The sequence below is a fragment of the Rhizobium johnstonii 3841 genome, assembly GCF_000009265.1.
Classification (GTDB): Bacteria; Pseudomonadota; Alphaproteobacteria; order Rhizobiales; family Rhizobiaceae; genus Rhizobium; species Rhizobium acaciae.
In genome coordinates this window covers 33,391-58,004 of sequence record NC_008383.1, presented here as the reverse complement: position 1 = coordinate 58,004, position 24,614 = coordinate 33,391, and the positions used below count along the sequence as shown (strand labels likewise).

At 59.3% G+C, this 24,614-nt stretch carries 20 protein-coding genes and 1 pseudogene; 7 read left to right on the top strand and 14 right to left on the bottom strand.

The window, feature by feature from the left end:
• Positions 1–295: 295 nt before the first annotated feature.
• From RL_RS38115 to RL_RS25400, 5 genes and pseudogenes are all read right to left on the bottom strand, one after another.
• On the bottom strand, positions 296–616 hold the full coding sequence (locus RL_RS38115) for a glutathione S-transferase family protein (protein WP_129557812.1): 321 nt from the start codon (positions 614–616) through the stop codon (positions 296–298).
• A gap of 166 nt (positions 617–782) precedes the next feature.
• Positions 783–1,795, bottom strand: a pseudogene (locus RL_RS25415) (alpha/beta hydrolase).
• A 957-nt stretch (positions 1,796–2,752) separates the two neighbouring features.
• A complete protein-coding gene (locus RL_RS25410) occupies positions 2,753–3,568 on the bottom strand; it encodes an aldo/keto reductase (protein WP_011654678.1) in 816 nt (271 codons plus the stop codon).
• Between the two features lie 15 nt (positions 3,569–3,583).
• Positions 3,584–4,315 carry a 3-oxoacyl-ACP reductase family protein gene (locus tag RL_RS25405; protein ID WP_011654677.1) on the bottom strand — a complete coding sequence of 244 codons (732 nt, stop codon included), beginning with the start codon at positions 4,313–4,315 and terminating at the stop codon, positions 3,584–3,586.
• Between the two features lies 1 nt (position 4,316).
• A complete protein-coding gene (locus tag RL_RS25400; protein ID WP_011654676.1) occupies positions 4,317–5,531 on the bottom strand; it encodes an MFS transporter in 1,215 nt (404 codons plus the stop codon).
• 105 nt (positions 5,532–5,636) lie between these two features.
• Between RL_RS25400 and RL_RS25395 the strand changes: the two genes are divergently transcribed.
• Entirely contained in the window at positions 5,637–6,326 is a 690-nt protein-coding gene (locus tag RL_RS25395; RefSeq protein ID WP_011654675.1) for a TetR/AcrR family transcriptional regulator, read from the top strand.
• A 72-nt stretch (positions 6,327–6,398) separates the two neighbouring features.
• Positions 6,399–7,226 (top strand): fumarylacetoacetate hydrolase family protein, encoded by an 828-nt coding sequence (locus tag RL_RS25390; RefSeq protein WP_245483865.1) that lies wholly within the window; start codon positions 6,399–6,401, stop codon positions 7,224–7,226.
• A 186-nt stretch (positions 7,227–7,412) separates the two neighbouring features.
• On the opposite strand, the gene acs is transcribed toward RL_RS25390, so the two are convergent.
• The 4 genes from acs to hisD all read right to left on the bottom strand — a co-directional run bounded on the left by acs (position 7,413) and on the right by hisD (position 14,014).
• Positions 7,413–9,353: an acetate--CoA ligase gene (gene acs, locus RL_RS25385; RefSeq protein ID WP_011654673.1), complete on the bottom strand. Its 1,941-nt coding sequence runs from the start codon at positions 9,351–9,353 to the stop codon at positions 7,413–7,415.
• Between the two features lie 151 nt (positions 9,354–9,504).
• Complete coding sequence (locus RL_RS25380; protein ID WP_011654672.1) at positions 9,505–10,944, bottom strand: NAD(P)(+) transhydrogenase (Re/Si-specific) subunit beta; 1,440 nt, start codon at positions 10,942–10,944, stop codon at positions 9,505–9,507.
• Positions 10,945–10,965: 21 nt separating this feature from the next.
• Positions 10,966–12,540, bottom strand: coding sequence for a Re/Si-specific NAD(P)(+) transhydrogenase subunit alpha (locus tag RL_RS25375; protein WP_011654671.1), 1,575 nt, complete (start codon positions 12,538–12,540; stop codon positions 10,966–10,968).
• Positions 12,541–12,703: 163 nt separating this feature from the next.
• A complete protein-coding gene (hisD, locus tag RL_RS25370; RefSeq protein ID WP_011654670.1) occupies positions 12,704–14,014 on the bottom strand; it encodes a histidinol dehydrogenase in 1,311 nt (436 codons plus the stop codon).
• Positions 14,015–14,104: 90 nt separating this feature from the next.
• Between hisD and RL_RS25365 the strand changes: the two genes are divergently transcribed.
• A complete protein-coding gene (locus tag RL_RS25365; protein WP_011654669.1) occupies positions 14,105–15,085 on the top strand; it encodes a LacI family DNA-binding transcriptional regulator in 981 nt (326 codons plus the stop codon).
• 570 nt (positions 15,086–15,655) lie between these two features.
• On the opposite strand, the gene RL_RS40730 is transcribed toward RL_RS25365, so the two are convergent.
• The 5 genes from RL_RS40730 to RL_RS25345 all read right to left on the bottom strand — a co-directional run bounded on the left by RL_RS40730 (position 15,656) and on the right by RL_RS25345 (position 20,043).
• Positions 15,656–15,835 (bottom strand): helix-turn-helix domain-containing protein, encoded by a 180-nt coding sequence (locus RL_RS40730; protein WP_197727557.1) that lies wholly within the window; start codon positions 15,833–15,835, stop codon positions 15,656–15,658.
• A 99-nt stretch (positions 15,836–15,934) separates the two neighbouring features.
• Positions 15,935–16,627 carry a hypothetical protein gene (locus RL_RS38105; RefSeq protein WP_049778443.1) on the bottom strand — a complete coding sequence of 231 codons (693 nt, stop codon included), beginning with the start codon at positions 16,625–16,627 and terminating at the stop codon, positions 15,935–15,937.
• 421 nt (positions 16,628–17,048) lie between these two features.
• Positions 17,049–18,047: an XdhC family protein gene (locus tag RL_RS25355; protein ID WP_041936689.1), complete on the bottom strand. Its 999-nt coding sequence runs from the start codon at positions 18,045–18,047 to the stop codon at positions 17,049–17,051.
• 270 nt (positions 18,048–18,317) lie between these two features.
• Complete coding sequence (locus tag RL_RS25350) at positions 18,318–19,085, bottom strand: SDR family NAD(P)-dependent oxidoreductase (protein ID WP_011654667.1); 768 nt, start codon at positions 19,083–19,085, stop codon at positions 18,318–18,320.
• Between the two features lie 7 nt (positions 19,086–19,092).
• Entirely contained in the window at positions 19,093–20,043 is a 951-nt protein-coding gene (locus RL_RS25345; RefSeq protein ID WP_011654666.1) for a cyclase family protein, read from the bottom strand.
• Between the two features lie 118 nt (positions 20,044–20,161).
• On the opposite strand from RL_RS25345, the gene RL_RS25340 reads away from it, so the two are divergent.
• The 4 genes from RL_RS25340 to RL_RS25325 all read left to right on the top strand — a co-directional run bounded on the left by RL_RS25340 (position 20,162) and on the right by RL_RS25325 (position 24,612).
• Complete coding sequence (locus RL_RS25340) at positions 20,162–20,833, top strand: TetR/AcrR family transcriptional regulator (protein ID WP_041936688.1); 672 nt, start codon at positions 20,162–20,164, stop codon at positions 20,831–20,833.
• Between the two features lie 860 nt (positions 20,834–21,693).
• Positions 21,694–22,725: a GTP 3',8-cyclase MoaA gene (gene moaA / locus RL_RS25335; protein WP_041936687.1), complete on the top strand. Its 1,032-nt coding sequence runs from the start codon at positions 21,694–21,696 to the stop codon at positions 22,723–22,725.
• Between the two features lie 17 nt (positions 22,726–22,742).
• Positions 22,743–23,414, top strand: coding sequence for a nucleotidyltransferase family protein (locus RL_RS25330; protein ID WP_011654663.1), 672 nt, complete (start codon positions 22,743–22,745; stop codon positions 23,412–23,414).
• A 217-nt stretch (positions 23,415–23,631) separates the two neighbouring features.
• Positions 23,632–24,612, top strand: a complete 981-nt coding sequence (locus RL_RS25325) for a LysR family transcriptional regulator (RefSeq protein ID WP_011654662.1) — start codon at positions 23,632–23,634, stop codon at positions 24,610–24,612.
• The last annotated feature ends 2 nt before the right edge of the window (positions 24,613–24,614 follow it).

Below are 24,614 nucleotides of genomic sequence, written 5' to 3'. Positions count from 1 at the left end.
ACCCCACTGGGATATTCCCTCTTGCGTTAGGGCTCGTCGCACAGCCGCCCGCTCCTCCAGCCGACGTGCATGAGAGGTCCAAGCGGGGTAGAGATTTCGCATCGCAACGGCCATACGACTTCCCCAGCGGTGGACTACGAGAAAGTACGGATCAACGATTGAATAGGACTCTCCCAATCTCGGTCCGTCAACTTGGATTCTATAAGCGCAAACGCGGAAGCCAAATGCTCCTTTCCTTTATGAACTAAGGGCGCGTACATCGATTGATCCGGTAAGAAAAAGTCGGCGCGCCAGATCATGCGTAGCGCCGGATCATTCGGACGGCGACCGCGTGAACCGCGCTCGACAGCCAGTTGAACCATTCGATGGAACGGACGATGTTTTCTGCACCCGCTCCCAGGAGCCCTGCACCCGGATTCGTCAGGCCCAGGTGAAATAAGATTGCCGGCGCCTCAGTGAGAGTAAAATTCTCGGCAATGAGAACAGGGATTCGCCCTTTCGGGTTTAAGCGGTGAAATCCGTCGGCCTTGGCTTCGGGATGGTCTGGTGACATCAACGCCAGCGAATAGGGCTGACGCCCTGCTTGCCCACCAACCACGTGCTGCTGTCGATGCACGAGAGGTGCCTAGTAGGCGCGGACAAACTCCAACGGTGCGCATAACTGCCAATCTATACCGGAGACACCGGGCGACGAGAGATGGACGGACTCGTCGCCCGGGATTCCTCCCCGTGCCCGCGTCAGGCTTCGGGAAGGGCTGACTTCCAGGACTTGCCGGCCGACCTCAGCGCAGGCGAGCCTTGAGTTCCTCGCTTGCCTGATGCATCGCGGCACGCGAGGCGGGCAAATCGGACAACGGGTTGATCGCCCCGAAATCGTGGATCATGCCGTTGTAGCGGGTAACGACCACGTCGACGCCGGCAGCGTCGAGCTTGCGGGCATAGGCTTCGGCTTCGTCGCGCAGACGTCCATTTCCGCCGTCTGCATAAGTGTCGGCGGCAAGCCTTTCCATTGCTCAGGCGTCGCCTGGAGCGGCGGGGCGTAGATTTCCTGGCGCTGCTCAGCGTGCGGGACATAGGCGCTCCAAAACCACTTCATCATGTCCTTGGTAAGGAAGTGACCGGTGGCAAACGCGTCGTAGGAGGCGTCCTCGAAGTTCGCGTTTGTAGCTGGCCAGAACAGGACCTGGGCACGCAGAGCCGGACCGCCCTTGTCCTTAGCCATCAGCGCGACCACCGCCGCCATATTGCCGCCGACGCTGTTACCGACAACAGCTAGCCGCTTGCCATCGACGCTGATCTGTTCGCCATTCTCGGCGACCCACTTTGTGGCTGCATAAGCCTCGTTGATCGCCACCGGATAGCGCACCTCCGGCGACAGCGTGTAGTTGACGAATATTGCCGCTGCGCCGGAGTCTGCGACCAGGTCGCGGACGAACCGCTCGTTCGTCGGGAAGTCGCCGAGGATCCAGCCTCCACCGTGGAAGAACATGAAACCCGGCAGCACGCCATCGGTGCCAGCCGGACGTACGATGGTGAGCTTCAGAGGTTTGCCGTCGACGCTTATCGTCTTCTCGCTGATGTCGGCCGGCGCCAGCTTGGCGCCGGCTTGCGCAGCCGCCACGGCCGCCCGTGCATCGGCGGGGGAGAGAGACTCCAGGGGCGGAGCGCCAGCCTTGGCCATCGCTTCCAGGAAGCCCTCCGTATTGCGTTCGACGCCAGGGCTACGAGCGGCCAGCGCCACGTTCGCTACAGCGGCGGCAACGGCGCCGGCGATGACGGTTTGGACGATTTTCATGATATGGCCTTTATAAAAATGATGCAAAAAGATTTAAGCTAGAGCCGGTCGCCCGTTGAGGGATCGCGTTCGCTTTTGATTACCGGCGAACGGGTAGCATCGAAGCCAGGTTGCACGCGCTGGTCGCCGATGGCCACCAACCTAGGATCTTATCCAACCGCAGGAAATGACAGCTCATGCCAAGATCGATATCATTCGCGCCACGAAGCTATTGCAGGTGGCACCTGATAGGGGCGGGGTCCTCAATCTGGAAGTTCTCGTCGAGTCTGCCAGCGGGAGTGATGTCAGCTTTTCATCTCCCACATGTTGAGAGTGCAACACGAGGCCAGTCGCTAGGCCCGTGTGCTCCAGTGCAGCGATTGTCGAGGGTAAGGCAACTTACTGGATCCACGTCCGACGCTTGGAACCACGATGGCCCGCCGCTTGCTTGACGTCGGGCGGCAGGAGGTGCTGGCCGCAGCAGAGTCCAGCTGGAGGTCGACCACCACGTGATACCTCGAGGCTCGCTTGGCGCGGCGATCACGTCGTCGCTGATCGCTGAATTGTTGGTTTCGCCGTAAGTTGGGCGCTGGAATTCTTAGGCCAGCCAAATAAAGGCTCTCGCTGATCCCTCAGTTGCCGGAACGAAAGACGCTGTCGTCACGCGCAAGTCACCCAGCACGATATGGATCTAACACCTGCCTAATGGTGCTTTTACAGAGCGCGCGGAGGTTTTTGATAACCGGGTCGCAGATTTCGACGCGCGGATATCCGCCTCATCGTCGCTCCCCTGCGAGTGAGCAACAACGAGCCGATAAATCGTCTCTTCTCACTGAACAAGCTCTGTCTCAGGGCGCTGAGGCCGGACTTGATTGCGTTTTGGACGTGGACCGCAGGTGCCTCAGATTGGAGCAGGAGCGGCGCCGCGCTTATCGGCGCCGCCCCCAATCGCTCGTGTCAGATGTTTAGCCGAGGTCATTAGACGGTCTCGATCAGTTCAGCACGCTGTTTCGGGGTCAGCACAGACCCGCTCGCTGCCTTTGTGTTATCGATCATGGAAGCTGGATTCCCGGTTCCCGGAATCGCGCAGGTGATTGCTCGGTGGCCAAGCACGAATTTGAGCGCAAGCTGCGCCCACGAAGTCGCACCTACCTCCTCTGCCCAGTCAGGCAGCGGCTTCGCCTTAAGGCGGCGCAACAGATCACCGCCTCCAAAGGGCCGGTTACACAAGACCGCAACGCCCTTGTCCTCAGCCAGTGGGAGTAGTCTCTTCTCCGCTTCGCGTTCTTCCACTGAATAGTTGATCTGAAGGAAGTCGACCGGCGTTGTGTTCAGAACCCGCTCCACCTCGGCATAACCCGAGCGAGTGTAATGGGTTATGCCAATATAGCGGATACGTCCGGCTTCTTTGAGACCGCGCAGGGTCTGCAGATGCGTTTGCCAGTCCTGAAGATTGTGAACCTGTATGAGGTCGATAACGTCACTGCGAAGCAGACGGAACGACTGCTCGATCTGCCGGACGCCAGCCTCTCGCCCTGATGTCCAAACCTTGGTCGCAAGAAAAGGCGAGTCAGCGCGGGGCTGACGAGTGAGCAGCGCGCCGACGACTTCTTCGGCACGCCCATACATAGGCGAGCTGTCAAGGAGCGTTCCGCCCGCCGCAAAAAGCGTGTCGAGCACATTGGAGAGCCGTTCTTCGCCCGGCGCATTGAGCGTAACGTCGAAGCCCCGATAGGTGCCGAGCCCTATCACGGGCAGGGCTTCCTTCGTGGCGGGGATGATGCGTGTTAACATCGCTTTATCCTCTACTCAGCTCATATACCAGCCACCGTTAACGCTGATCGTCTGACCGGTGATATAGCCATTCCCGGCCAGCAGCACGACCACTGACGACACCTCGTGGGTCTGGCCGAATCGCCCTACCGGGATGAGCGTAGGCTGGATCGCCGAATTGCTCTTGAGCATTTCCGTCTCGATCAGCGCGGGGGCAATGGCATTGGAGGTGATGCCCTCCTTGGCCAGCGCAGCCGCGTAGTAATGGGCAAGCCCGATCAAACCAGCCTTACTGGCTGCATAATGCGGACCGATGACGCCGCCGAGCTGTGCGGCCACCGACGATATGGTGATGATCCTGCCCCACTTGCGTTCCCGCAGGCCAGGTACAGCGGCCTGAGTGACATGGAAGGCGGAAGTGAGATTGACTCGAATGGTCTCGTCCCAGTCAGCCGCCGTGATCTGGTCGAGTGGGCGTGATGGATTGATACCGGCATTGTTCACGACAATGCCCAACGGCCCCAATTGCGCCTCTGTCTCGCGGACGAGATCCACTGCGATCTGCGGGTCGGACACATCGCCGCCGACCGCGACCGCCCTCCCGCCTTCCTGGCGGATCGTCTCGGCGACTGCCTCTGCCCCCGTTCGATCGCTGTGGTAGCCCACCGCGACGCTGGCGCCGGCAGAGGACAGAGCGTAGGCTATGTCACGGCCGATACCGCGCGAGGCGCCGGTAACAAGTGCTACTCGTCCGGTAAGATCGCTCATTTCATTCTCCTTTCATGTGAGAGGATCGGTATTCGTTCTTCCAGTTCAGGACGAGCGTGCTAGCCGCCGCAGCTATAAGCGCTAGCGATAGGCCGCAGGCGCTGGTCCAGCCGCCGAAGCTCCATGCCAGCATCCCCGCAAAAGAACCGGCCGCTCCGCCGCCGAAGGTGGCGGCCATGTAAAGCGTATTGAGACGAGCGCGGATGTCATCGCCAAGCCCCAAAATACGCGTCTGGTTCGCGATCTGACCGCTTTGCAGGCCGAAGTCGAGCAGGTTCACGGCCACCACCAAGATGAGCAGCGAGCCGCCGCCGAGCCAGCCTGCCAGTGCTAAGGCTATGCCGCTGGCAGCCAGCGACACCAGGTTGATCTTGGACGAACCAACGCGATCGGACAGTCGACCGGCCATCGGCGCCAGGATCGCGCCTGGCGCGCCGTAGAGCCCGAACAGACCTGCCGTTGCTGGCCCGAACCCAAAGTCTGGGCCGGCGAGGTAGAAGGCCAGCGTCGCCCATAGAGCCGAGAAGGCACCGAAGACCAGGAAGCCCAGCGTCATGGACAGGCGTAGCGGGCGGTGCTGCAGCAGTGGCGGTAGCGAACGCAGCAGGCTGAGATAGCCGGTATGCCGGGGCTTGGTTTCGCGCTCAGGGATCAGGCGCGGCACGATTAGCACCAACAGGCCGGTCAAGACGGCAGCCAGCAAGTAGGGAGAACGCCAGGTACCGGTCACCTGTGCGAGGGATCCCGATGCTGTGCGCGACAACAGGATGCCAAGGATCAGTCCGGTTTGCAGCGCACCGATGGTCCGTCCGCGATGCTCAGGCGCCGTCATGCCCGAGACGATCGGGATCAAGATTTGCGGGACAACGGTCGATGCCGTTAGCGCGACGCTGGCCGCGGCCAGCAGCGAAGTCCTTGACGAGAACGCTGCGGCCAACAGAAAGAGCGAAGTCAACACCAGCAGCGTGCGCACCAATCGACGCGATGCAATCACGTCGGCAAGAGGCAGCACGAACAGGATGCCGAGCGCATAGCCGACCTGGGCGCCGACGGCGACCAAGCCGGCTGTTTGCTCGGGCACCCTCAGGCTCACCGCCATCTGGTCGAGTAGCGGTTGGCATAGGTAAACATTGCCGACGGTGATCCCACAGGCGGCCGCCAGCATTGGCAGCGTGCCGCGCGTCAACTGTGAGTGAGGAGTGCTCTCGCCTGCCATGGAAGATCCGTTGTCCCTGGGCCGTGGGGGTTGCGCCCAATCATGGTGCACTATATAGTGTAATTCTGCACTCACCAGTGCAATTCAGTCAAGAGGAAAACTGAAATGCCGTCCCGTCCGCCCGCCGCCTTGTCTCCCAAGGGCGTGGTTTCGATCTTCGAGGCTGTGGCGACACCCACGGCCGCTCTCTCCAAGCGAGATGCGATTCTGGCGGCTGCAACCCGTGTTTTCTTGCGGCAAGGTTACGAGGGCACCAGCATGGACCTGGTGGCGCAGGAATCTGGTGCAGCCCGGCGCACTCTCTACAACCAGTTTCCCGACGGTAAGGAAGAACTGTTTCGCGCCGTCGTCGAGCGCGTCTGGAGCGCCTTCCCCGTCTTGGATATCGTCGCCGAAGCCGAGACGCAGGCAGATCCAAACGTCGGCTTGCGTCGGATTGCAGCAGCCGTGGCGGCATTTTGGGAACCGCCGCTAGCGATTGCCTTTCTGCGCATGATCATTGCCGAGGGCACCCGTTTTCCTGACTTGACGGAGAGCTTTTTCAAGCATGGCAAGACGCCAGCGATGGGCGCTGTTCGGGCCTATATCGAAATGCAAGCCGAACGGGGGCTCCTAACGATCAAGGACGGCGAGCGTGCCGCCCGTCAGTTCCTCGGACTGATCGATGAGCCGCTGCTTTGGATACGTGTGCTGGGCCGCGATGAGAAGTTCAGCCAATCTGAACGTCAGGCTGTGATCGATGAGGCCGTGGACATCTTTCTTGGCCACTACCGGACCCGGCGTGCGGGGCGCTGACGATGCTCTCCGGGTAACACGCTCAAGACACCGCTTTTTAGCGTGAAACATTTGTTTAGATTGGTTCATAAGATGAAACTCGCAACGATAATTGTCGACGGTCAGCGCAAAGTGGTCGTCATAGATCCTTCCGGCGAACGCTACACGCCGGCAGCGGAAGCCTTTCCGGACCTGGCGCCGTCCACCCATGAAGACATGGTCAGTCTGATCGCTGAGATAGGCCGGCAGAAACGATCGGCGCCGTTGGAGGGGAGCACGGCCATTGCGATCGACGATCTCCTGCCGCCAATCACCAATCCGCCGCATAATGTGTTCTGCGTTGGCAAGAACTATCACGCTCACGCCCATGAGTTCACGAAAAGCGGGTTCGACGCCGGAGCGACCGCGGCCGAAGCCATCCCGGAACATCCCATCATATTCACAAAACCTTCTTCCTCCCTTGCGCGACCCTTCGGAGATATTCCTCTCTGGCCGGGCCTTGACGAGGCCGTCGATTACGAAGCGGAGTTGGCTGTCGTGATCGGTAAGGCTGGTCGCTTCATCACGGCCGAGCGCGCGTTGGATCACGTCTTCGGATATACCGTGTTCAACGACGTTACAGCACGCGACCTGCAGAAGAAGCACAAGCAGTGGTTCCTCGGCAAAGGAATCGACGGGTTCGGACCGATCGGCCCCTGGATCGTGACGAAAGACGAACTTGATATAGCGAACGTGGAAATCACCTGTACGGTCAACGGCGAAGAGCGCCAGAAAACTTCGACAAAGGATCTCATCTTCGACATCCCCACCCTGATCGAGGTCATCTCCCGCAGCGTCACGCTGTTGCCCGGAGACATCATCGCCACTGGCACACCTGCCGGTGTCGGGTCGGGATCGGCTTTGAGCCACCCCGGTTCTTGAAGGATGGCGACAAGGTCGTGGTTTCGATTGAGGGTATTGGCCAGATCGCCAATACGGCAAGGCTACAACCGCTTCCGCCACAATCCCCTCGGGTAACGGGGTACGTCACCTCGCCCGTAAGCGGGCGCGGACTTCGCTCAGATATGCAGGATTAGCAGCACTCGGCAACGCCTGCAGTCGTCACGGTCACCTGTTCTGCCGGTTGGCGATCAGATCGTCGACGACGGCCGGATCGGCGAGCGTCGAGGTATCGCCAAGCGCGCCGAAATCGTCTTCGGCGATCTTGCGCAGGATCCGGCGCATGATCTTGCCGGAACGGGTCTTCGGCAGGCCGGGCGCAAACTGGATCTTGTCGGGTGCGGCGATCGGGCCGATTTCGGCACGCACATGTTTCACCAGTTCCTGGCGGAGCGTGTCCGTTCCTTCGTGACCGGCCATCAGCGTCACATAGCAATAGATGCCCTGGCCCTTGATCGGATGCGGATAACCGACAACCGCGGCTTCCGAGACCAGATTGTGCGAGACGAGTGCGGATTCCACCTCCGCGGTGCCGAGCCGGTGGCCGGAGACGTTGAGCACGTCGTCGACACGGCCGGTGATCCAGTAATAGCCGTCCGCATCGCGCCGGCAGCCGTCGCCGGTGAAATACTTGCCCTTGTAGGTGGAGAAATACGTCTGGATGAAACGGTCGTGATCGCCATAGACCGTGCGCATCTGGCCCGGCCAGCTGTCGGTGATGCAGAGATTGCCGTCGGCGGCCCCTTCCAGCACCTTGCCTTCATTGTCGACCAGCTGCGGCTTGATGCCAAAGAACGGCACTGTCGCAGAACCGGGTTTCAGATCGATGGCGCCGGGCAGCGGCGTGATCATATGGCCGCCGGTTTCCGTCTGCCACCACGTATCGATGACAGGGCAGCGCTTGTCGCCGACGACATTGTAATACCATTCCCAGGCCTCGGGATTGATCGGCTCGCCCACCGTGCCGAGCAGGCGCACCGACGAGCGCGTCACGAAGTCGTCACCGGCGCCCATCAGCGAGCGGATCGCCGTTGGCGCCGTATAGAAGATGTTGACCTTATGTTTGTCGATGACTTCCCAGAAGCGGCCCTGATCGGGGAAATTCGGAACACCCTCGAACATCAGCGTCGTTGCGCAGTTGGCGAGCGGCCCGTAGACGATATAGGAGTGGCCGGTGACCCAGCCGACATCGGCGGTGCACCAATAGACGTCGCCGTCATGATAGTCGAAGACATATTCATGCGTCATCGCCGCATAGACGAGATAACCGCCCGTCGTGTGCAGCACGCCCTTCGGTTTGCCGGTCGAGCCTGACGTATAAAGAATGAAGAGCGGGTCTTCCGCCTTCATCTTCACCGGCGGGCATTCCGGCTTCACCGTGGCGATTTCCTGGTGATGCCAGAGATCGCGGCCCGGCGCCCAGCCGGTCTTGCCGCCGGTGCGGCGAACGACCAGCACCTTGCTGACCCTGACATGCTGTCGAGCGGCGATATCGATCGCCGTATCGGTATTGTCCTTCAGCGGCACCGGCTTGCCGCCGCGCACGCCTTCGTCGCAGGTGATGACGAAGGTGGATTCGCAGTCGACAATGCGCCCCGCCAGCGCCTCGGGCGAGAAACCGCCGAAGACGACCGAATGCACCGCGCCGATGCGGGCGCAGGCGAGCATCGCATAGGCGGCTTCCGGGATCATCGGCATGTAGATGGTGACGCGATCACCCTTCTTGACGCCGTGCTTCTTCAACACGTTCGCCATCCGGCAGACATGCTCGTAGAGTTCGTTATAGGTGACCTTCTTGTCGATATAGGGGTTGTCGCCCTCCCAGATGATCGCCACCTGGTCGCCATTCGTTTTCAGATGACGGTCGATGCAATTGTAGGAGACGTTTGTCTGACCGTCCTCGAACCACTTGATCGAAACCTTGCCGGTAAAGGAAGTGTTCTTAACCTTGGTATAGGGCTTGAACCAGTCGATCCGCCTACCGTGCTTGCCCCAGAATTTGTCCGGGTTCTCGACGCTTTCCTCGTACCATTTGAGGTACTTCTCCTTATCGATCAGGGCGCGCGCAACGGTTGATTTCGCTGGTGGATAACGGACGATGTCAGACATTCGGCACCATTTTGATTGAGAAACACGCCCGGTCAGGTCGGTTATTGACTTTCAACGAAGACCGGTCATTGCCGCTAAATCCGGACCCACGCCCCGGTCGGTACGTGGAGGCGAGCGGCCGGCGTGGGAAGCAAATCACCCGGCCGCCTGATCAGACTGAAACGACCTTCGGCATCAGTTCTTCGAGGCTTCTGCGGGCATCGCCATAGAACATTCTGGTGTTCTCCCTGAAGAACAGCGGGTTTTCGATGCCGGAATAGCCTGTCCCCTGCCCTCGCTTGGAGACGAAGACCTGCTTGGCCTTCCAGACTTCGAGCACCGGCATCCCTGCTATGGGAGAGTTCGCGTCTTCCTGCGCGGCTGGATTGACGATGTCATTCGAACCAATGACGATAACGACGTCGGTCGAGGCGAAGTCTTCGTTGATCTCATCCATCTCGAGCACGATGTCATAAGGCACCTTGGCTTCAGCGAGCAGGACGTTCATATGGCCTGGCAGGCGTCCGGCGACAGGATGGATGGCGAACCGGACCGTCTTGCCGGTGGCGCGCAGTCTGCGGGTCAGGTCCGACACGGCTTGTTGCGCCTGGGCCACAGCCATTCCATAGCCCGGCACGATAATGATGCTCTGGGCGTCGTTCAGCGCCGCGGCAACACCGGCGGAATCGATGGCGACCTGTTCACCAGTGATCTCGAGGAGCGGTCCGGCCTTGGTGCCAAACCCGCCCAGGATCACCGAAATGAACGAGCGGTTCATCGCCTTGCACATGATATAGGAGAGGATCGCTCCTGAGGAGCCGACGAGCGCGCCGGTGACGATCAGGAGATCATTGCCGAGCGTGAAGCCGATCGCGGCCGCGGCCCATCCGGAATAGCTGTTGAGCATCGAAACAACGACCGGCATGTCGGCGCCGCCGATTCCCATGATCAGGTGGAAGCCAATGAACAGAGCGAGCGCCGTCATGACAGCAAGGGGCAAGAGACCGCCGCTTTGATAATAGATGATGAGGAGTGCGACGGACAAAAGTGCTGCAGCAGCGTTCAGCCCGTGCCCGCCCGCGAGCTTCCTCGCCTTGCCATCCACCTTGCCGGCAAGCTTGCCGAATGCGATGACCGAGCCCGTGAAGGTCACAGCTCCGATGAAGACGCCAATGAAGATTTCAGCCTTCATGATCAGAAGCTCGACAGCGTCCTTCTGCGCCAGGATCGCGGGATAACCAGCAAGACCAGTGCGGCTCGTCTCGTCGAGCGCGGCAACGCGCGCCGCCTCCAGATGGGTGTTAAAGCTGATGAAGACCGCTGCCAGCCCGACAAATGAGTGCAACGCCGCCACAAGTTGCGGCATCTCCGTCATCTGGACGCGGCGTGCGAGAGCATAACCGATGAGGGCGCCGCCACCGATCATGAGGATAAGATTTAGCCAGCTGCCGCCAGCCGCGCCGAAGATGGCGGCGACAAGGGCAAGGCCCATGCCCGCCATACCATACCAGACCGCGCGCTTGGCGCTCTCCTGACCCGACAACCCGCCAAGGGAGAGGATGAACAGAATTGCCGCCGCGATATTGGCTGCTGAAATGATACCGATTGTCAAAACGATTCCTCCTCCAGTTTTTCAGGACTTCTGGAACATTGCCAGCATGCGCCGCGTGACGAAGAAGCCGCCGACGATGTTGATCGTCGATATGAGGACGGCGATCGACGCAAGGATCGTTACCGGGATCGATGCCGAGCCGATCTGCAGCAGCGCGCCGAGGATCACAATGCCGGAGACGGCGTTGGTGACAGCCATGAGCGGAGTGTGAAGAGCGTGCGAGACGTTCCAGATCACCTGGAACCCGATAAAGCAGGACAGCGCGAAGACGATCAGATGGTTCATGAAGCTTGCCGGGGCGTAAGCGCCGGCAACCAGCAAGAGTAAGGTTGCGAAGGCGAGCAAGGCGACTTGGCTGCGGGTCTGTGCTCGAAAGGCCGCAGCTTCCCGCTGGCGCCGCTCTTCGCGGCTCGGTTCCTTTGGCTTCTGCTTGACCTTCTGCACCGCAATTGCCTGCACCTTCGGCGGTGGCGGCGGGAATGTCACGGCGCTTTCAAAGGCGACGGTTGCTCCGCGTATGACGTCGTCTTCCATGTTGTGGACGAGAATTCCGTCCCTTGCAGGGGTCAGATCCGCCAGCATGTGGCGGATGTTGGTGGCGTAAAGGGTGGAAGATTGTGTCGCCATGCGGCTCGGAAAATCCGTATAGCCAATGACTATGACACCATTGCCCGATACAATCCGTGTGCCTTCGACCGTGAGCTCGCAGTTTCCGCCCCGTTCGGCGGCAAGGTCAACGACCACGGAACCAGGCTTCATCATCGCCACCATATCGGCCAGCCAAAGCTTTGGCGCATCGCGACCGGAGATCAGGGCGGTGGTAATGACGATGTCGATTTCGGGTGTGAGCGAGCGGAACGTATCGAGCTGCTTCTGACGAAACTCTGGCGACGACGGCGTCGCATATCCCCCGGACGCCGCTCCATCCTGTTGCTGATCGCCAAAGTCGAGGAAGACGAACTCGGCACCCATGCTTTCGATCTGTTCGGCAACCTCTGGGCGCACGTCGAAGGCATAGGTGATGGCGCCCAAGGATGTCGCCGTGCCGATGGCGGCCAGGCCGGCGACGCCAGCCCCGATGACCAGCACCTTGGCCGGCGGCACCTTGCCGGCAGCCGTCACCTGGCCGGTGAAGAAGCGGCCGAAATTGCTGCCCGCCTCGATCACGGCGCGGTAGCCGGCGATGTTGGCCATTGAGGACAAAGCATCCATCTTCTGAGCGCGCGAGATGCGCGGCACCATATCCATCGCTATGACGTTGACGCCCCTGTCGATCGCCCGCGCAAGCAGCACGTCATTCTGGGCTGGATAGAAAAACGAGATCATCGTCTTTCCAGCGTCGATACTGTCGATTTCGATGAGTTCCGGCGGGCGCACCTTTGCGATAACGTCCGCTGACCGGAAGAGCTCCGTCGCGCTTTCGACAATCTCGACACCCGCATCGCGGTAGGCCTCGTCAGTAAATCCCGCCAGAAGACCGGCGCCTGACTCAATCAAGCAGGTGTGGCCGAGCTTCTGCAAATGGGCCGCGCTGTCGGGCGTCATAGCAACGCGCGCTTCATCGGCACATATTTCACGTGGAGTTCCGATCCTCATTGCCCCTCCTCTCCTCCTCGCGTTCTCACAGACTCGTGAGCGCGCAGTCATGGACGGTGGCGACAGCCGCCGGCCAAAACTTATTGTTGGCGATGTCATGAGATGCCTTTGCGGTCCGAGGGACCAAGGCAAAAGCGTCTGAACGCTAGCCTAATTCAGGCAATCATTCGGCCGCCGTTCCGTAGCCGACGTTGCGCCCGCCATAACGCCTCACGCGCACATTGGCTTGTTCCGCGTGACCGATGAAACCTTCGAGCATGCAAAGCCGCGAACAATATTCGCCGATCATTGCGGCCGCCTCATCCGTCAGAACCTTCTGGTAGGAATGTGTCTTGATGAATTTCCCCACCCAAAGACCGCCGGTGTAGCGGCCGGCCTTCTTCGTCGGCAGCGTGTGATTGGTGCCAATGACCTTGTCGCCATTGGCGACATTGGTGCGGGGGCCAAGGAACAGGGCGCCATACGAATGCATGTTGGCAAGGAACCAGTCGTCCCGGTCGGTCATGACCTGGACATGCTCCGAGGCGATGTCATTGGCAACGTCGAGCATCTCCTCATAGGTGTCACAAACGATAATCTCACCATAGTCCGCCCAGCTCTTTGACGCGGTGTCGGCAGTGGGCAAGATTTTCAGGATGCGGTCGATTTCCGTCAGCGTTGCCTGCGCAAGCTTGTGCGAATTGGTGACCAGGACTGCCGGCGAGTTATAGCCATGTTCAGCCTGTCCAAGCAGGTCTGTCGCGCAGATCTCCGCATCGACGGTTTCATCGGCAATGACCATCGTTTCTGTCGGGCCGGCAAAAAGGTCGATCCCCACACGGCCGTACAACTGACGCTTCGCCTCGGCAACGAAGGCATTTCCGGGGCCGACGAGCATATGCACCGGCTCAATCGTCTCGGTGCCGATTGCAAGTGCTCCGATGGCCTGGATGCCGCCCAGCACGTAGATTTCGTGGGCGCCGCCAAGATACATCGCCGCGATGACGGCCGGGTTCGGTTCACCCTTGAATGCCGGTGTTGCGGCAGCAATCCGCGGCACGCCGGCCACAGAGGCGGTCGCAACCGACATGTGAGCCGAAGCCACCATCGGAAACTTCCCTCCGGGAATGTAGCAGCCGACCGACTGAACGGGGATGTTCTTGTGCCCAAGAATAACGCCCGGCAATGTCTCGACCTCGATATCGAGCATGGAGTCGCGCTGAGCCTGTGCGAAATTGCGAACCTGCGCCTGGGCGAATTTGATGTCTTCCATGTCACGAGCCGAAACCCGGTTCATCAGCGCCTCGATCTCGCTCGCAGAGAGCTTGAAGGACGCCGGCGAGTATTTGTCGAATTTTTCTGAAAGTTCGCGGACCGCGGCGTCGCCTCGAGCCTCGATATCCTTCAGGATATTTTCAACGGTAAAACGGACCTTCTGATCGTCTTCGGAGCGCTCGTTTTCCGGCTTTCCGCGTTTGATATAGGTAGTAGCCATCGTCTTCTCCCTTTCTGAAGACAGCATAAGCTGCTACATCTGCGTTGCAAGATTTCATGCATGTAGTGAAAAATTTTCAAGACGCCATCGATGAAGCCCACGGCAAAACAAGTTGCTCATGTAGCCGGCGTCTCGATCGCGGCTGTTTCCCGAGCCTTCACACCAGGGGCACCGATCAACCCCGAAAAGAAGAAGAAGATCTTCGCGGTCGCGGAGGAGATCGGTTACATCAGCCCGGCCCGACGGACCGCCAAAGCCGTGGCGGCAAGCACGATAACGCTGGTTGCGGGAGACCTTCACAACCCCTTTTACCCGCTCGTGCTCGATACGCTCGCAAGACACCTGCAAGAGAGCGGGCGCCAGTTGCTGGTTTACGCCCTGCCGAGTGACTGCAACATCGACGCGGTCACGGACCAGGTACTGGCGGCACGTCCGTCGGGCATCATCGTCACTTCCGCATCTCTGACATCGAACATGGCGCGTGCGTGCCGGCAAAACCAGATCAAGGCCGTTCTGCTCAACCGGATACAGCGCGACATGCGCATCAACGCGGTCTCCTGCGACAATTACCAGGGTGGCCGCGATATCGGTCGGCTGTTGCTCGACCGTGGTTGCCAGAGGATCAGCTTGATCGGTGGCGTCGCCAATACATCGACCCATGCCGAGCGCGTTCGAGGGTTTCGTGATGTGCTTGCCGAGGCGGGGCGAACCATTCACGCGCAAGCAAGCGGAAACTACCAGTATGAGATCGGAAAGCAGGCAGCTGTCCACCTTCTTTCGGCCGTCCAGCCGCCGGACGCGATCTTCTGCTGCAACGACATCATGGCTTTGGCGGTCATCGATGCGGCAAAAGAGCGGGGATTGCGCATCCCGCAGGATCTCGCCGTCGCCGGTTTCGACGATATCCCGATGGCGAGCTGGAGTTCCTACCAACTCACGACGATCCGCCAACCGGTCGAGCGGATGGTGCAGGAGGCAGTAAGTCTGATCGACGATCCCAACATCAAGGCGTCCGATAATGGATTCACGCGCATACTGTCGGGAATGCTGGTCCTACGTTCAAGCGCTTAATTGGTCAATCGTTCTCGCGACGGCATCGCACGTGTACGCATCCAGGCATCGACGCGATCGATGCCAGCAACAACACGGGTGCAGAGCGGTCGAGGGTAATTATACAACCTGTCTTTCGCTTAAGGCGATGCCGATGCAATGGACCGGTTGGGCGCGTGAGGGTTTCATTGATCTGGTGAACGATCAACGGAAGAGCTGTAGCTGCTGTCGGATTTAGCGGCACCATCAAAGCTAATACCTATCGGGTCGTTCTCGAGCTGATCGGTCAGTCGGGAATGGTCCCTGTCTCAATCCCGGATCATCCTATTGCGATGTTACGGCGGCCGTTGCCCTTTGCCGACGCGCAGGACGAAACCCAGCTCGTCGTCTTCGACGCTTCAAGCTCACGACCAGATTTTCCTGGTCGCGAGAACATCCGTCTACATTGAGAAACTCCCGTTCCAATCAAAAGGCGGGCGGCCAGGACAACGTGGGAGTGGAAGACCGCTTGCGTTAGAGGAACAAGGCGGCCGGAACGTCGGTTCTCATCAGCTAGCGCGCTCGCCATTGGCCGCATGCGGCCTGTTTTGGCTATGCCAGATTGTCCTCCGTCCTACGAAGGGTTTGCGATGGCAGTTCGCCGAAGCGCCTACGATATTGGCCGGAGAACCGGCCGACATGCGTAAAGCCCCATTTCTGCGCAACGCCTCTTACCGATTGATCAGATTCGCCAGATGAAAGCTCCCGGCGAACAGCATTCGAGACGAAGATGCTCTAGGTACGCAATGGGCGTCGTCATACGAAATTTTCGGAAACCACTTTGCAGGGTACGGATACTGACACCGCATGCCTCGGCGATCTCGTTCAGCGTCACCCCCCGGGAGACGTTGGTATGCATATAGTGGATCGCACGCTTGACGTGCCGCGGAATGGGAGACCCGCGAGAAAATTCGCGGGCGTAGTGTGCCCAACCGCATCGATGAGAAACTCTAGGCAAGCCTCCAGGAGATGTCCGAGCGCCACCGGTGTTTTATGCAGGGTCTCGCCCGTAAGGCCATCATGCATGGTCATTGCGAGTCGCGCCAAATCCAAACCCGGTCCCTGAGAAAGATCGATCTCATTGGCGAATTGCAGGCGGCCCCGCACTGAAATATTCAACCGAACTTCGATCCGCCGCACCAGCTCGTCGTGAGGCACCCTGAAGCAAAGATGCCTTCGAGGGCCGGCAACGTGAAGCTCATAATTCTGCAGCCGATCGACAAAAACGCCAAGGTTTTGGATGGACGGTATTTTGCGGTCGGTGACCGCGACTATGGCGTTGCCTGTAAGCGGGATCAGAATCGTGGCCGTGTCGATCGACGCGGGGAAATGAATTGTGAAAGCTCCGTCATAGCTGCTCGCTATGATCGAGATCCCCTGCGTGCCGACCAAGTCGATCCGGTATTTCGTAGTCCCCCTGCTTTCCCTTCTCACTTCTCCATTGTGCAGGTAGGAAAGCGACGCCGAGAGCTCCTGCAGATCCGTTCCGGCGAAGGACAGGTGGTCGACGCTGTTCCAGTTCACATCAGGCACTCCCGTAGCCTCTGGACAATGGTGATGTCTGCGTTTGCCATGCGTGGCTCGCGATCGTCCACCATCGACGCGGCATGATCGGCGCTCGCTTGCCGCGGCCCTTAAGTCGTTCAGCGATCGCCTGGACGCAGAGCTCAATATCGCGATCAGTTCCATCTTACCGTGGAAAGTTGTCGCTAACGTCTTGCATGCCTTCCGGGGTTATTCTTTGTCGGCTCGTCCCGTGTGCTTTCGATGTCCGGTCGAACCCCGGTCCATACCAGCCCAGAGCTCGTCGCAATCATAAACACAATATGCCGCGCCAAGCCGCGCCGCCTCGTGGCGCAACCATGACAACCACTTATGAAGATGGGCGGTCCACCAGGCTGCCGTCATGGCTCACCTCGCGCTGATCTGGAAACAATGCAGTCCGTCACAGGCAGCACTCCTTCTTCAGGTTAGGCTGCTCGGAGGCTTTGGAGACTTGCGAACCGGCTGCCATGATTTCGGCCAGCACCGACACCGCCAGCGACTTCGGATCACGCGATGACGGGATCACACCGATCGGCCCGCGAACTCGGCTCGACCGGTTAAGGGAGACTCCAATCTCTTCCAGCCGCTGCAATCTTGAGCGTTGGGTGGCGCGACTGCCCTGGGCGCCAATATAGAAGGCCGGGGTCGACAGCAGATGCTTGATGATTTCCGGCTCGTAATCGTGATCGTGATAAAAGAGCACGGCTGCTGTGCGCGCATCGATCTGCAATGCGAAAAGCTCTGAAAGGTTCGTCAGCTCGCGGCACTTGTTACCGGACGCGCGCGTCGATGCAAGTGTCATGGCGTCATGAGAGACCAGCTGCTGTTCGTAACCGAGCCCCTCTACTAAGGCGGCAAAGACCGACGCCTCCGGTCCAGCTCCGAACGTCAAGAACTGCAGCGGAGGCTCGAACCCAAGTGCGAAACCATGCGCATCGTTCTTTGTTTCAGTGATTGGGCCCAGGGTGAGCCGGCCGGATTTCGAAATCTGCAGGCTGACCGGCCGTCGGAGCTTCCTGGCCTTTGCAAGTTTCCCCAGCACCTCGACATCGAGCAGCGGAAACAACATGACTTCGATGCCACCGCCGCAGGGTAGACGGATGTCGATGAAAGTCGATCCCTCGCCATAGCGAAGCACCCGCACGTCACCGGTGTTGCGAACATCACTTGCATTCAAGATGAGGTCTGCTTCGACGCAGCCGGATGTGATCGCCCCGGAAAAACTTCCGTCTGGAAGGATTGCCATGGCTGCCCCCGGCAAGCGATAAGCGGGGCCGCGGGTCTCAGTCAGGACGGCCATCACCACATCCCCGCTGGCATTGATGGCAAGTTCCCATGGATCGGCCAGCGCCGGATGCGCTGCTGACAGCAAGGGCGCGGCTTGCAACTCACATTGCATCGACAATCCTCCCCAATCCCCTCGTCGCGAAGCACTCTCTAGGCGACTTACGTAGGCGGCCATGGCGCGGGTGCTGGCCCGAAACTCTTTCGGCTCCGCGGCCCTCATCCCAAAGAACCTTATTTATCAGTCGAACATTAAACACCTTCTATGTCAAGTATCAACATCCGCAACAATCAAAGTACGCGTGGCGAAACAGGTGGTTATGCTTGGATAATCCGGCGTGATTTCCAGGCGGCGCTATCGCGTGCGGTCAGTCGCCCGTCACGATCAATCCGCCGTCCACCCGCCATCAACCAGGAGAGCGCTTCCCGTCACAAGCGCCGAAGCATCCGACGCCAGGAACAGCACCGCTCCGACCACATCCTCGGGCGTACCGAGGCGGCCAAGCTTGATTTTAGAGACGATGGCGTTACGGGCCGCGGGATCCTCCAGAAACGGTGTCGTCATTGGCGTTTCGATGAATGTGGGCGCAACCGTATTAACGCGGATCCCGACGGGGCCAAGCTCAACGGCAAGCGCTTTTGTAAATCCCTCCAGAGCCCACTTGGAGGCACAGTAGATCGTCCGATTGGCAGCGCCGACATGCCCCATTTGCGACGACATGTTGATGACTGAACCTTGTATGCCGAGATTTGCCATACGGGCCGTGACGGCCTGAGCCGCGAAGACAGCAGCCCGCAGGTTCAATCCGATCACCGCATCGAAGTCCTCAATGGTGACGTCTGAGAGTGGCTTCGGCCTGTTCGTGCCGGCATTGTTGACGAAAATGTCGTGGGCGTGCATCGCGTCGACGGTTGCGCGAAAGCCGGCGATATCGCTGACATCTGCAACAAGCGCCTCAGCCTTGAAACCATGGTCGCGGATGCACCGGGCGCCCTCTTCGACCTCGCTTTCGGTCCGGGCGCAGAGGGTGACCTCTGCGCCGGCGCTTGCCAGTCCTTCGGCGATCGAGCGACCAAGCCCCCGGCCAGCGCCGGTGACGAGTGCGCGGCGACCGGAGAGCGAAAACCGCTCAAGGATGTTGAAACCGGACATGTCTCGTTCACTTGATCGCTTGCGGATTGATCGGAGAGCCAGCGCCGCCTGGCAGATGCAAGGGCGGGGCCAGGAAGAAGAACTCATAGACCTTATCCCCGGCGCAATCCTCGGCCAACTCCTTGAGGTAGAAGATTTCTCCCATCGCGATCCCCATCGCCGGAATGACGACCCAGTGCCAGGGCTGGTTGGCTTCCTTGGTTTGATTTGGACGCACTTCGCATCCCCACGTGTCGGTGCAGATGCCGGCAACGTCCTTGTCGCGAAGCCAGAAGCAGGTATCAAAACCCATGCCAGGCGCATCGCCTCCGGCATAGCCTTCCCAACTTCCCTTCGCCAGGCAACGCTCCTGATGGCCGGTGCGAACGATCACGAAATCGCCCTTGCGGATCTCCACGCCCTGCGAGGCCGCGCAGCCATCAAGGTCGGCAGGCGTGATCGCGTAACCGTCGTCCAGAGATGCGACGCTTTTCCAGCGAGCGATGTCGAGAAGCACGCCGCGCCCGACCATCTTGTCGCGATAATGCTCGATGCCGAGCTTCTTGGCGCCTTTGACGTCGACCAGCCTTGCGTCGTAGCCGTTATACATCTTGTCATCGAGGAAGATGTGGCAGAGCGCATCCCATTGCGTCGAAGCCTGGCAAGGCATGTTGATCGCGTCATCGGCGTAGCGCAGATAGGGTGCCGGTTCGTCCTGATTGCCCGCGGCCGCATCCGTGCCCGTTGCTAGCATCGTGTGGATCGGGTTCCAGCGACCTCCAAACAGGCCTGACTGGATCGGCTCCTTCAACGACAGCCCCAGGGAAAAGGTCTTGCCTTTCCTGACCAGTGAAGCAGCCGCCACGATGTCGGTAGGCTCGATATTGTTGAGGGTGCCGATCTGGTCGTCGTCGCCCCAGCGCCCCCAGTTGGAAACCTTCTTGGCGGCGTCATAAATCGCCTGACGGGTGAACGTCATGATGAAATCTCCTCCTAAGTTATCGATAGATAAATAAACCCTGCCCGGCGTGGTAGTCAAGAGGTCTTTTTCCGTGATAGAAGGGTCGCATCAGCCACACCCTGACTTCCGAAGGACAATGGTTCCAAAGCACCCCACCAAGAGACGCCGCCTACCGCCGACCGAAAGGCGCGAAGAGATCCTCCAGAAGGCCATCAACCTTTTTTCGGAACATGGTTTCGAGAGTAGTACCCGCGAGATTGCCCGGCAGCTGGGCATTACGCAGCCCCTGCTCTATCGTTACTTCCCAAGCAAGGAAGACCTCATCCGCGAAGCCTACCGATCGGTTTACCTGGAGCGCTGGGACGTGGAGTGGGACCGGCTGCTGTGCGACCGGACCAAGCCCTTGGATTGGCGGCTGAAGGCCTTCTACGACAGTTACACGCACGCGATTTTCACTCGCGATTGGATGCGCATCTATCTGTTTTCAGGCTTAAAAGGCGCTGACATCAATCGCTGGTATATTGGCCTCCTTGAGGAGCGGATCCTCCAACGTATCATCAAGGAATACCGGCATTTGGCGGGTCTTGACGGCGAAAGACAGCCGGAGGCCGAGGAACTCGAACTGGCCTGGGCATTGCACAGCGGCATCTTCTATCTCGGCGTTCGCGAGCACATCTTCAGCCTGCCGCCGCCGAAAGACCGCCAGAAGATCATCGGAAACGTCGTGGATGTCTTCCATCACGGAATCCAGGCGTATTTTTCGAAACTTTCGGCGATGAAGCCGGCAAAGCTTGCGGCGCAATCCTAGCAAACGTAAACCTCGGCGATCGATCATTAAGAGGGCTCCCATGGCGGCGTTCCGCTGTCAGGCTAGCCTTCCTGGCTTCGAAAATTCGGCTGATGCCGAAAACAATAAGCAGCTGTTGACAAAATAAATTATCGTCCGATAATTATTGCGTCGGTACCGCCATCCTCCCCCGTGCCGCCTCCCGGGCAAAGAGTCCATCCAGCCGGAGCCCGGGAGGTGGCAGGAGCGTGGAATATGAGCTCCGACAAATTGAAGCATCCGCCTGCATTTTTTTGGAAAAGGACAGAAAGTTCGGCGGAGCACAACGTCGGTCGGGAGGAGCAAGCCGACGCCCCGGGGAGTTGACTTGGGGCAATCGCTGGCGAGAGCCGACGGAGGGAGAAAGATGTTCACAATGCTGGATGTCAGCAACCGCTGACCGGTAATCAAACCGGTAATCAAAAGAGCATGATCGCGGCCGGGGCCTTCGAGCGTTGTGGAATTTCTTGACTATTTCTTGATCGGTTTCTGACCTTCGTCTCGAAACCCTGGGGACTGAACTTCGGTCAATCCCCGGTCATTGCTGTCCTCTGGGGTCGGAGCGGTGATCGGCGCTGCTTGGTTTGGTCGCATGGCTGACCATTTTGGGCGCCGGCAAAGCCCCACAAGAGATAGACGAGCCAAACACGCGGGCGACCACAGAAGCTATCGACGCGAAGGCTTACCGCGATGAGTTGAGGCAATTTGGCTCGAAAGTCGAACTGCCTCTTCAAGCAATTGCCGAGATGACAGCCTGCCGCTACCATCAAGGACGTTAGGTTTATCGGCTCGATGTTATTCCATACCAGCAGAGTTCCTGCGTGACTTTCGGAGAGCGCCATATGCTCGCATTTAGCGGCAGCCGGTCGGTGTTGAGGACGCCACCTATGATCGACCCCTTCGGCCGGGCGGTCACCTATCTGCGCGTTTCCGTGACCGACCGCTGCGACTTCCGCTGCACCTATTGCATGGCGGAAAACATGACCTTCCTGCCGAAGAAGGATCTGCTGACACTGGAAGAGCTGAACCGGCTCTGTTCCGCCTTCATCGCCAAGGGCGCGCGCAAGATCAGGCTGACGGGCGGCGAGCCCCTGGTGCGCAAGAACATCATGTTTCTGGTGCGCGAACTCGGCGAAAAGATCGGCTCCGGTCTCGACGAATTGACGCTGACCACTAACGGGTCGCAGCTCGCCCGCCATGCCGACGAACTTTACGATTGCGGCGTGCGCCGCATCAATGTCTCGCTCGACACGCTCGACCCCGACAAGTTTCGCGCCATTACCCGCTGGGGCGATTTCGCCAAGGTGACGGAGGGCATCGACGCTGCGCAGAAGGCCGGTTTGAAAATCAAGCTTAATGCCGTGGCGCTGAAAGACTTCAACGAAGCCGAGATGCCCGACCTCCTGCGCTTCGCCCATGGTCGAGGCATGGATCTGACTGTCATCGAGACGATGCCGATGGGCGAGATCGAGGAAGACCGCACCGACCGGTATCTGCCGCTCTCCAAGTTGCGCGCTGACCTCGAGCAACAATTCACATTCGCCGATATCCTTTACAAGACCGGCGGCCCGGCCCGCTATGTCGACGTCGCCGAAACCGGCGGCCGGCTCGGCTTCATCACGCCCATGACCCATAATTTTTGCGAGAGCTGCAACCGTGTCCGCCTGACCTGCACCGGCACGCTCTACATGTGCCTCGGCCAGAACGACGCCGCCGATCTGCGCGTCGCACTGCGCGCCACCGAAGACGACGGCCTGCTCTACGCGGCGATCGACGAAGCCATCACCCGCAAGCCAAAAGGCCACGATTTCATCATTGACCGCACGTACAAGCGGCCGGCGGTGGCGCGGCATATGAGTGTCACCGGCGGCTGACGGGAGGATCGACTGGAATGTCCAACACCCCTCGGGCCGATCATCCGGCTGGCAAGCGCCGAACAGCAGACCAAAGCGCCATTCCCCGCGTCGCCATCTTATTGCTTGCGGCCGGTCAGGCGGCCAGAATGGGTCCAACTGGTGGGCACAAATTGCTTGCGGAGTTCGACGGGATTCCACTGGTGCGCCGCATGGCGGCGGTTGCACTCGGCTCGAATGCGGCGGCCGTCATCCTTGTGACCGGCCACCGGCGAACGGAGATCGAGACGGCAGTTACGGGCCTGAACTTAGAGATGGTCGAAAATCCGCATTATCTCACTGGAATGGCGAGCTCCTTGGTTGCAGGGGTGTCATACCTCGAAGATCGGCAGATCGATGGCGCTTTGGTTATGCTCGCCGATATGCCAGGCTTGCTCAGTTCGCACCTTAATCAGCTGATCGCCACCTTCCAATTGTCCGGGCAAGATTGCATCGTGCGCGCGGCGTGTCAGGGAAGGCCCGGAAATCCGGTCATTCTTCCGACCTCGCTCAATCAGCAAATCTTGCAGCTTAAAGGCGATATAGGAGCACGCCAGATCATTGAAAATGCCTCGTTGCCTGTTTTTCAGGTAGAGATCGGCGAGGCCGCGCTGCTGGATCTCGACACGCCAGAGGCGGTGAAGGGTGCCGGCGGCATCATCAAATACTAAATGTTCAAGCAGGCGTGCAGGCATCATGGCCAGAGAACTCTGCGGTCCACGTTAGCTTTCAAAGCGATCGGACATGATCCAAGTGGCCGGCTGACGCCAACCGCGTCCAGCCCGCGGCTCGATCGGGCTCATCATGAGTTCCCCGCCGCGACAGTTGACGCCTCTTTCAACTTGACGGCATGATGTAAGCAAAATTGAACAGGGCGGGAACACGAGCATGAATCTGCGGCAAATCCGATATTTTCTCGAGATTGCCGAGCACGGCAATTTTACGCGTGCCTCTGAAGTTCTCAATATCGCTCAGCCCGCTCTTTCGAGACAGATCCGACTTCTCGAGGAAGATCTAGGTGAAACCCTTTTCATTCGATCCGGCCATGGTGTTGCGCTGACCGCTGCGGGCAAGGCTCTGCGTGAAAGAGCAACAGTGCTCGTCTACGAATTTGACAAGCTTCGTGATGTCGTTTCAGATCAATCTGAACCGCGAGGCCATCTCACGGTCGGATTGCCCCCCGCTATCTCCCACATGGTGAGCATCGAGCTGATCGACGCTTATTGCCGGCAATATGCCGATGTTCATCTTCATATTCGCGAAGGGATCAGTTTGGATCTCATTGCCGGTATCCAGCAGAGCAAAATCGACTGCGCAATCGTCGTCTCCGACGAGAACCAGGGCTTGCGCTCCGAGTTTCTGTTTAGGGAAACCCTTTTCCTCGTCGCGCCAGCCTCTGAGAAGTACGACTTAAATCAGCTGCTTACCCTGGATAGCGCTGCTGGCAAGCCGCTCATCCTGACCAACAGAATGAACAATTTCCGGGTGGCGATCGAAGACGCTTTTGGGCGCAACCAGCTGCCGATGCGCGTCTTGGCTGACAGCAATTCGACGAGTATGATTGCAGCACTCGTCGCGAAAGGCACGGCCTACAGTATCCTGCCCTATTGCGCGATCGACGCCGCCCTCAGCCACGGGCTAATTTCAGCAAGCCCGATTGAGGGCCTCTCTGTCGACTGGGCATTTGTAAGCCCTCCGCAGACGGAACTGACAATTCCTGCGAAGCTCTTTCACCAAATGCTTCTCGATCAGATCCATCGAAAGGTTGAAGGAAATAACTGGCTGGGCGCCGTGCTGACAACCACGCCTGCGCCGATCAGTGCAGATAATCAGCAAGCTTCTATCGACATGCTTGGCAACGGCCCCTGAGC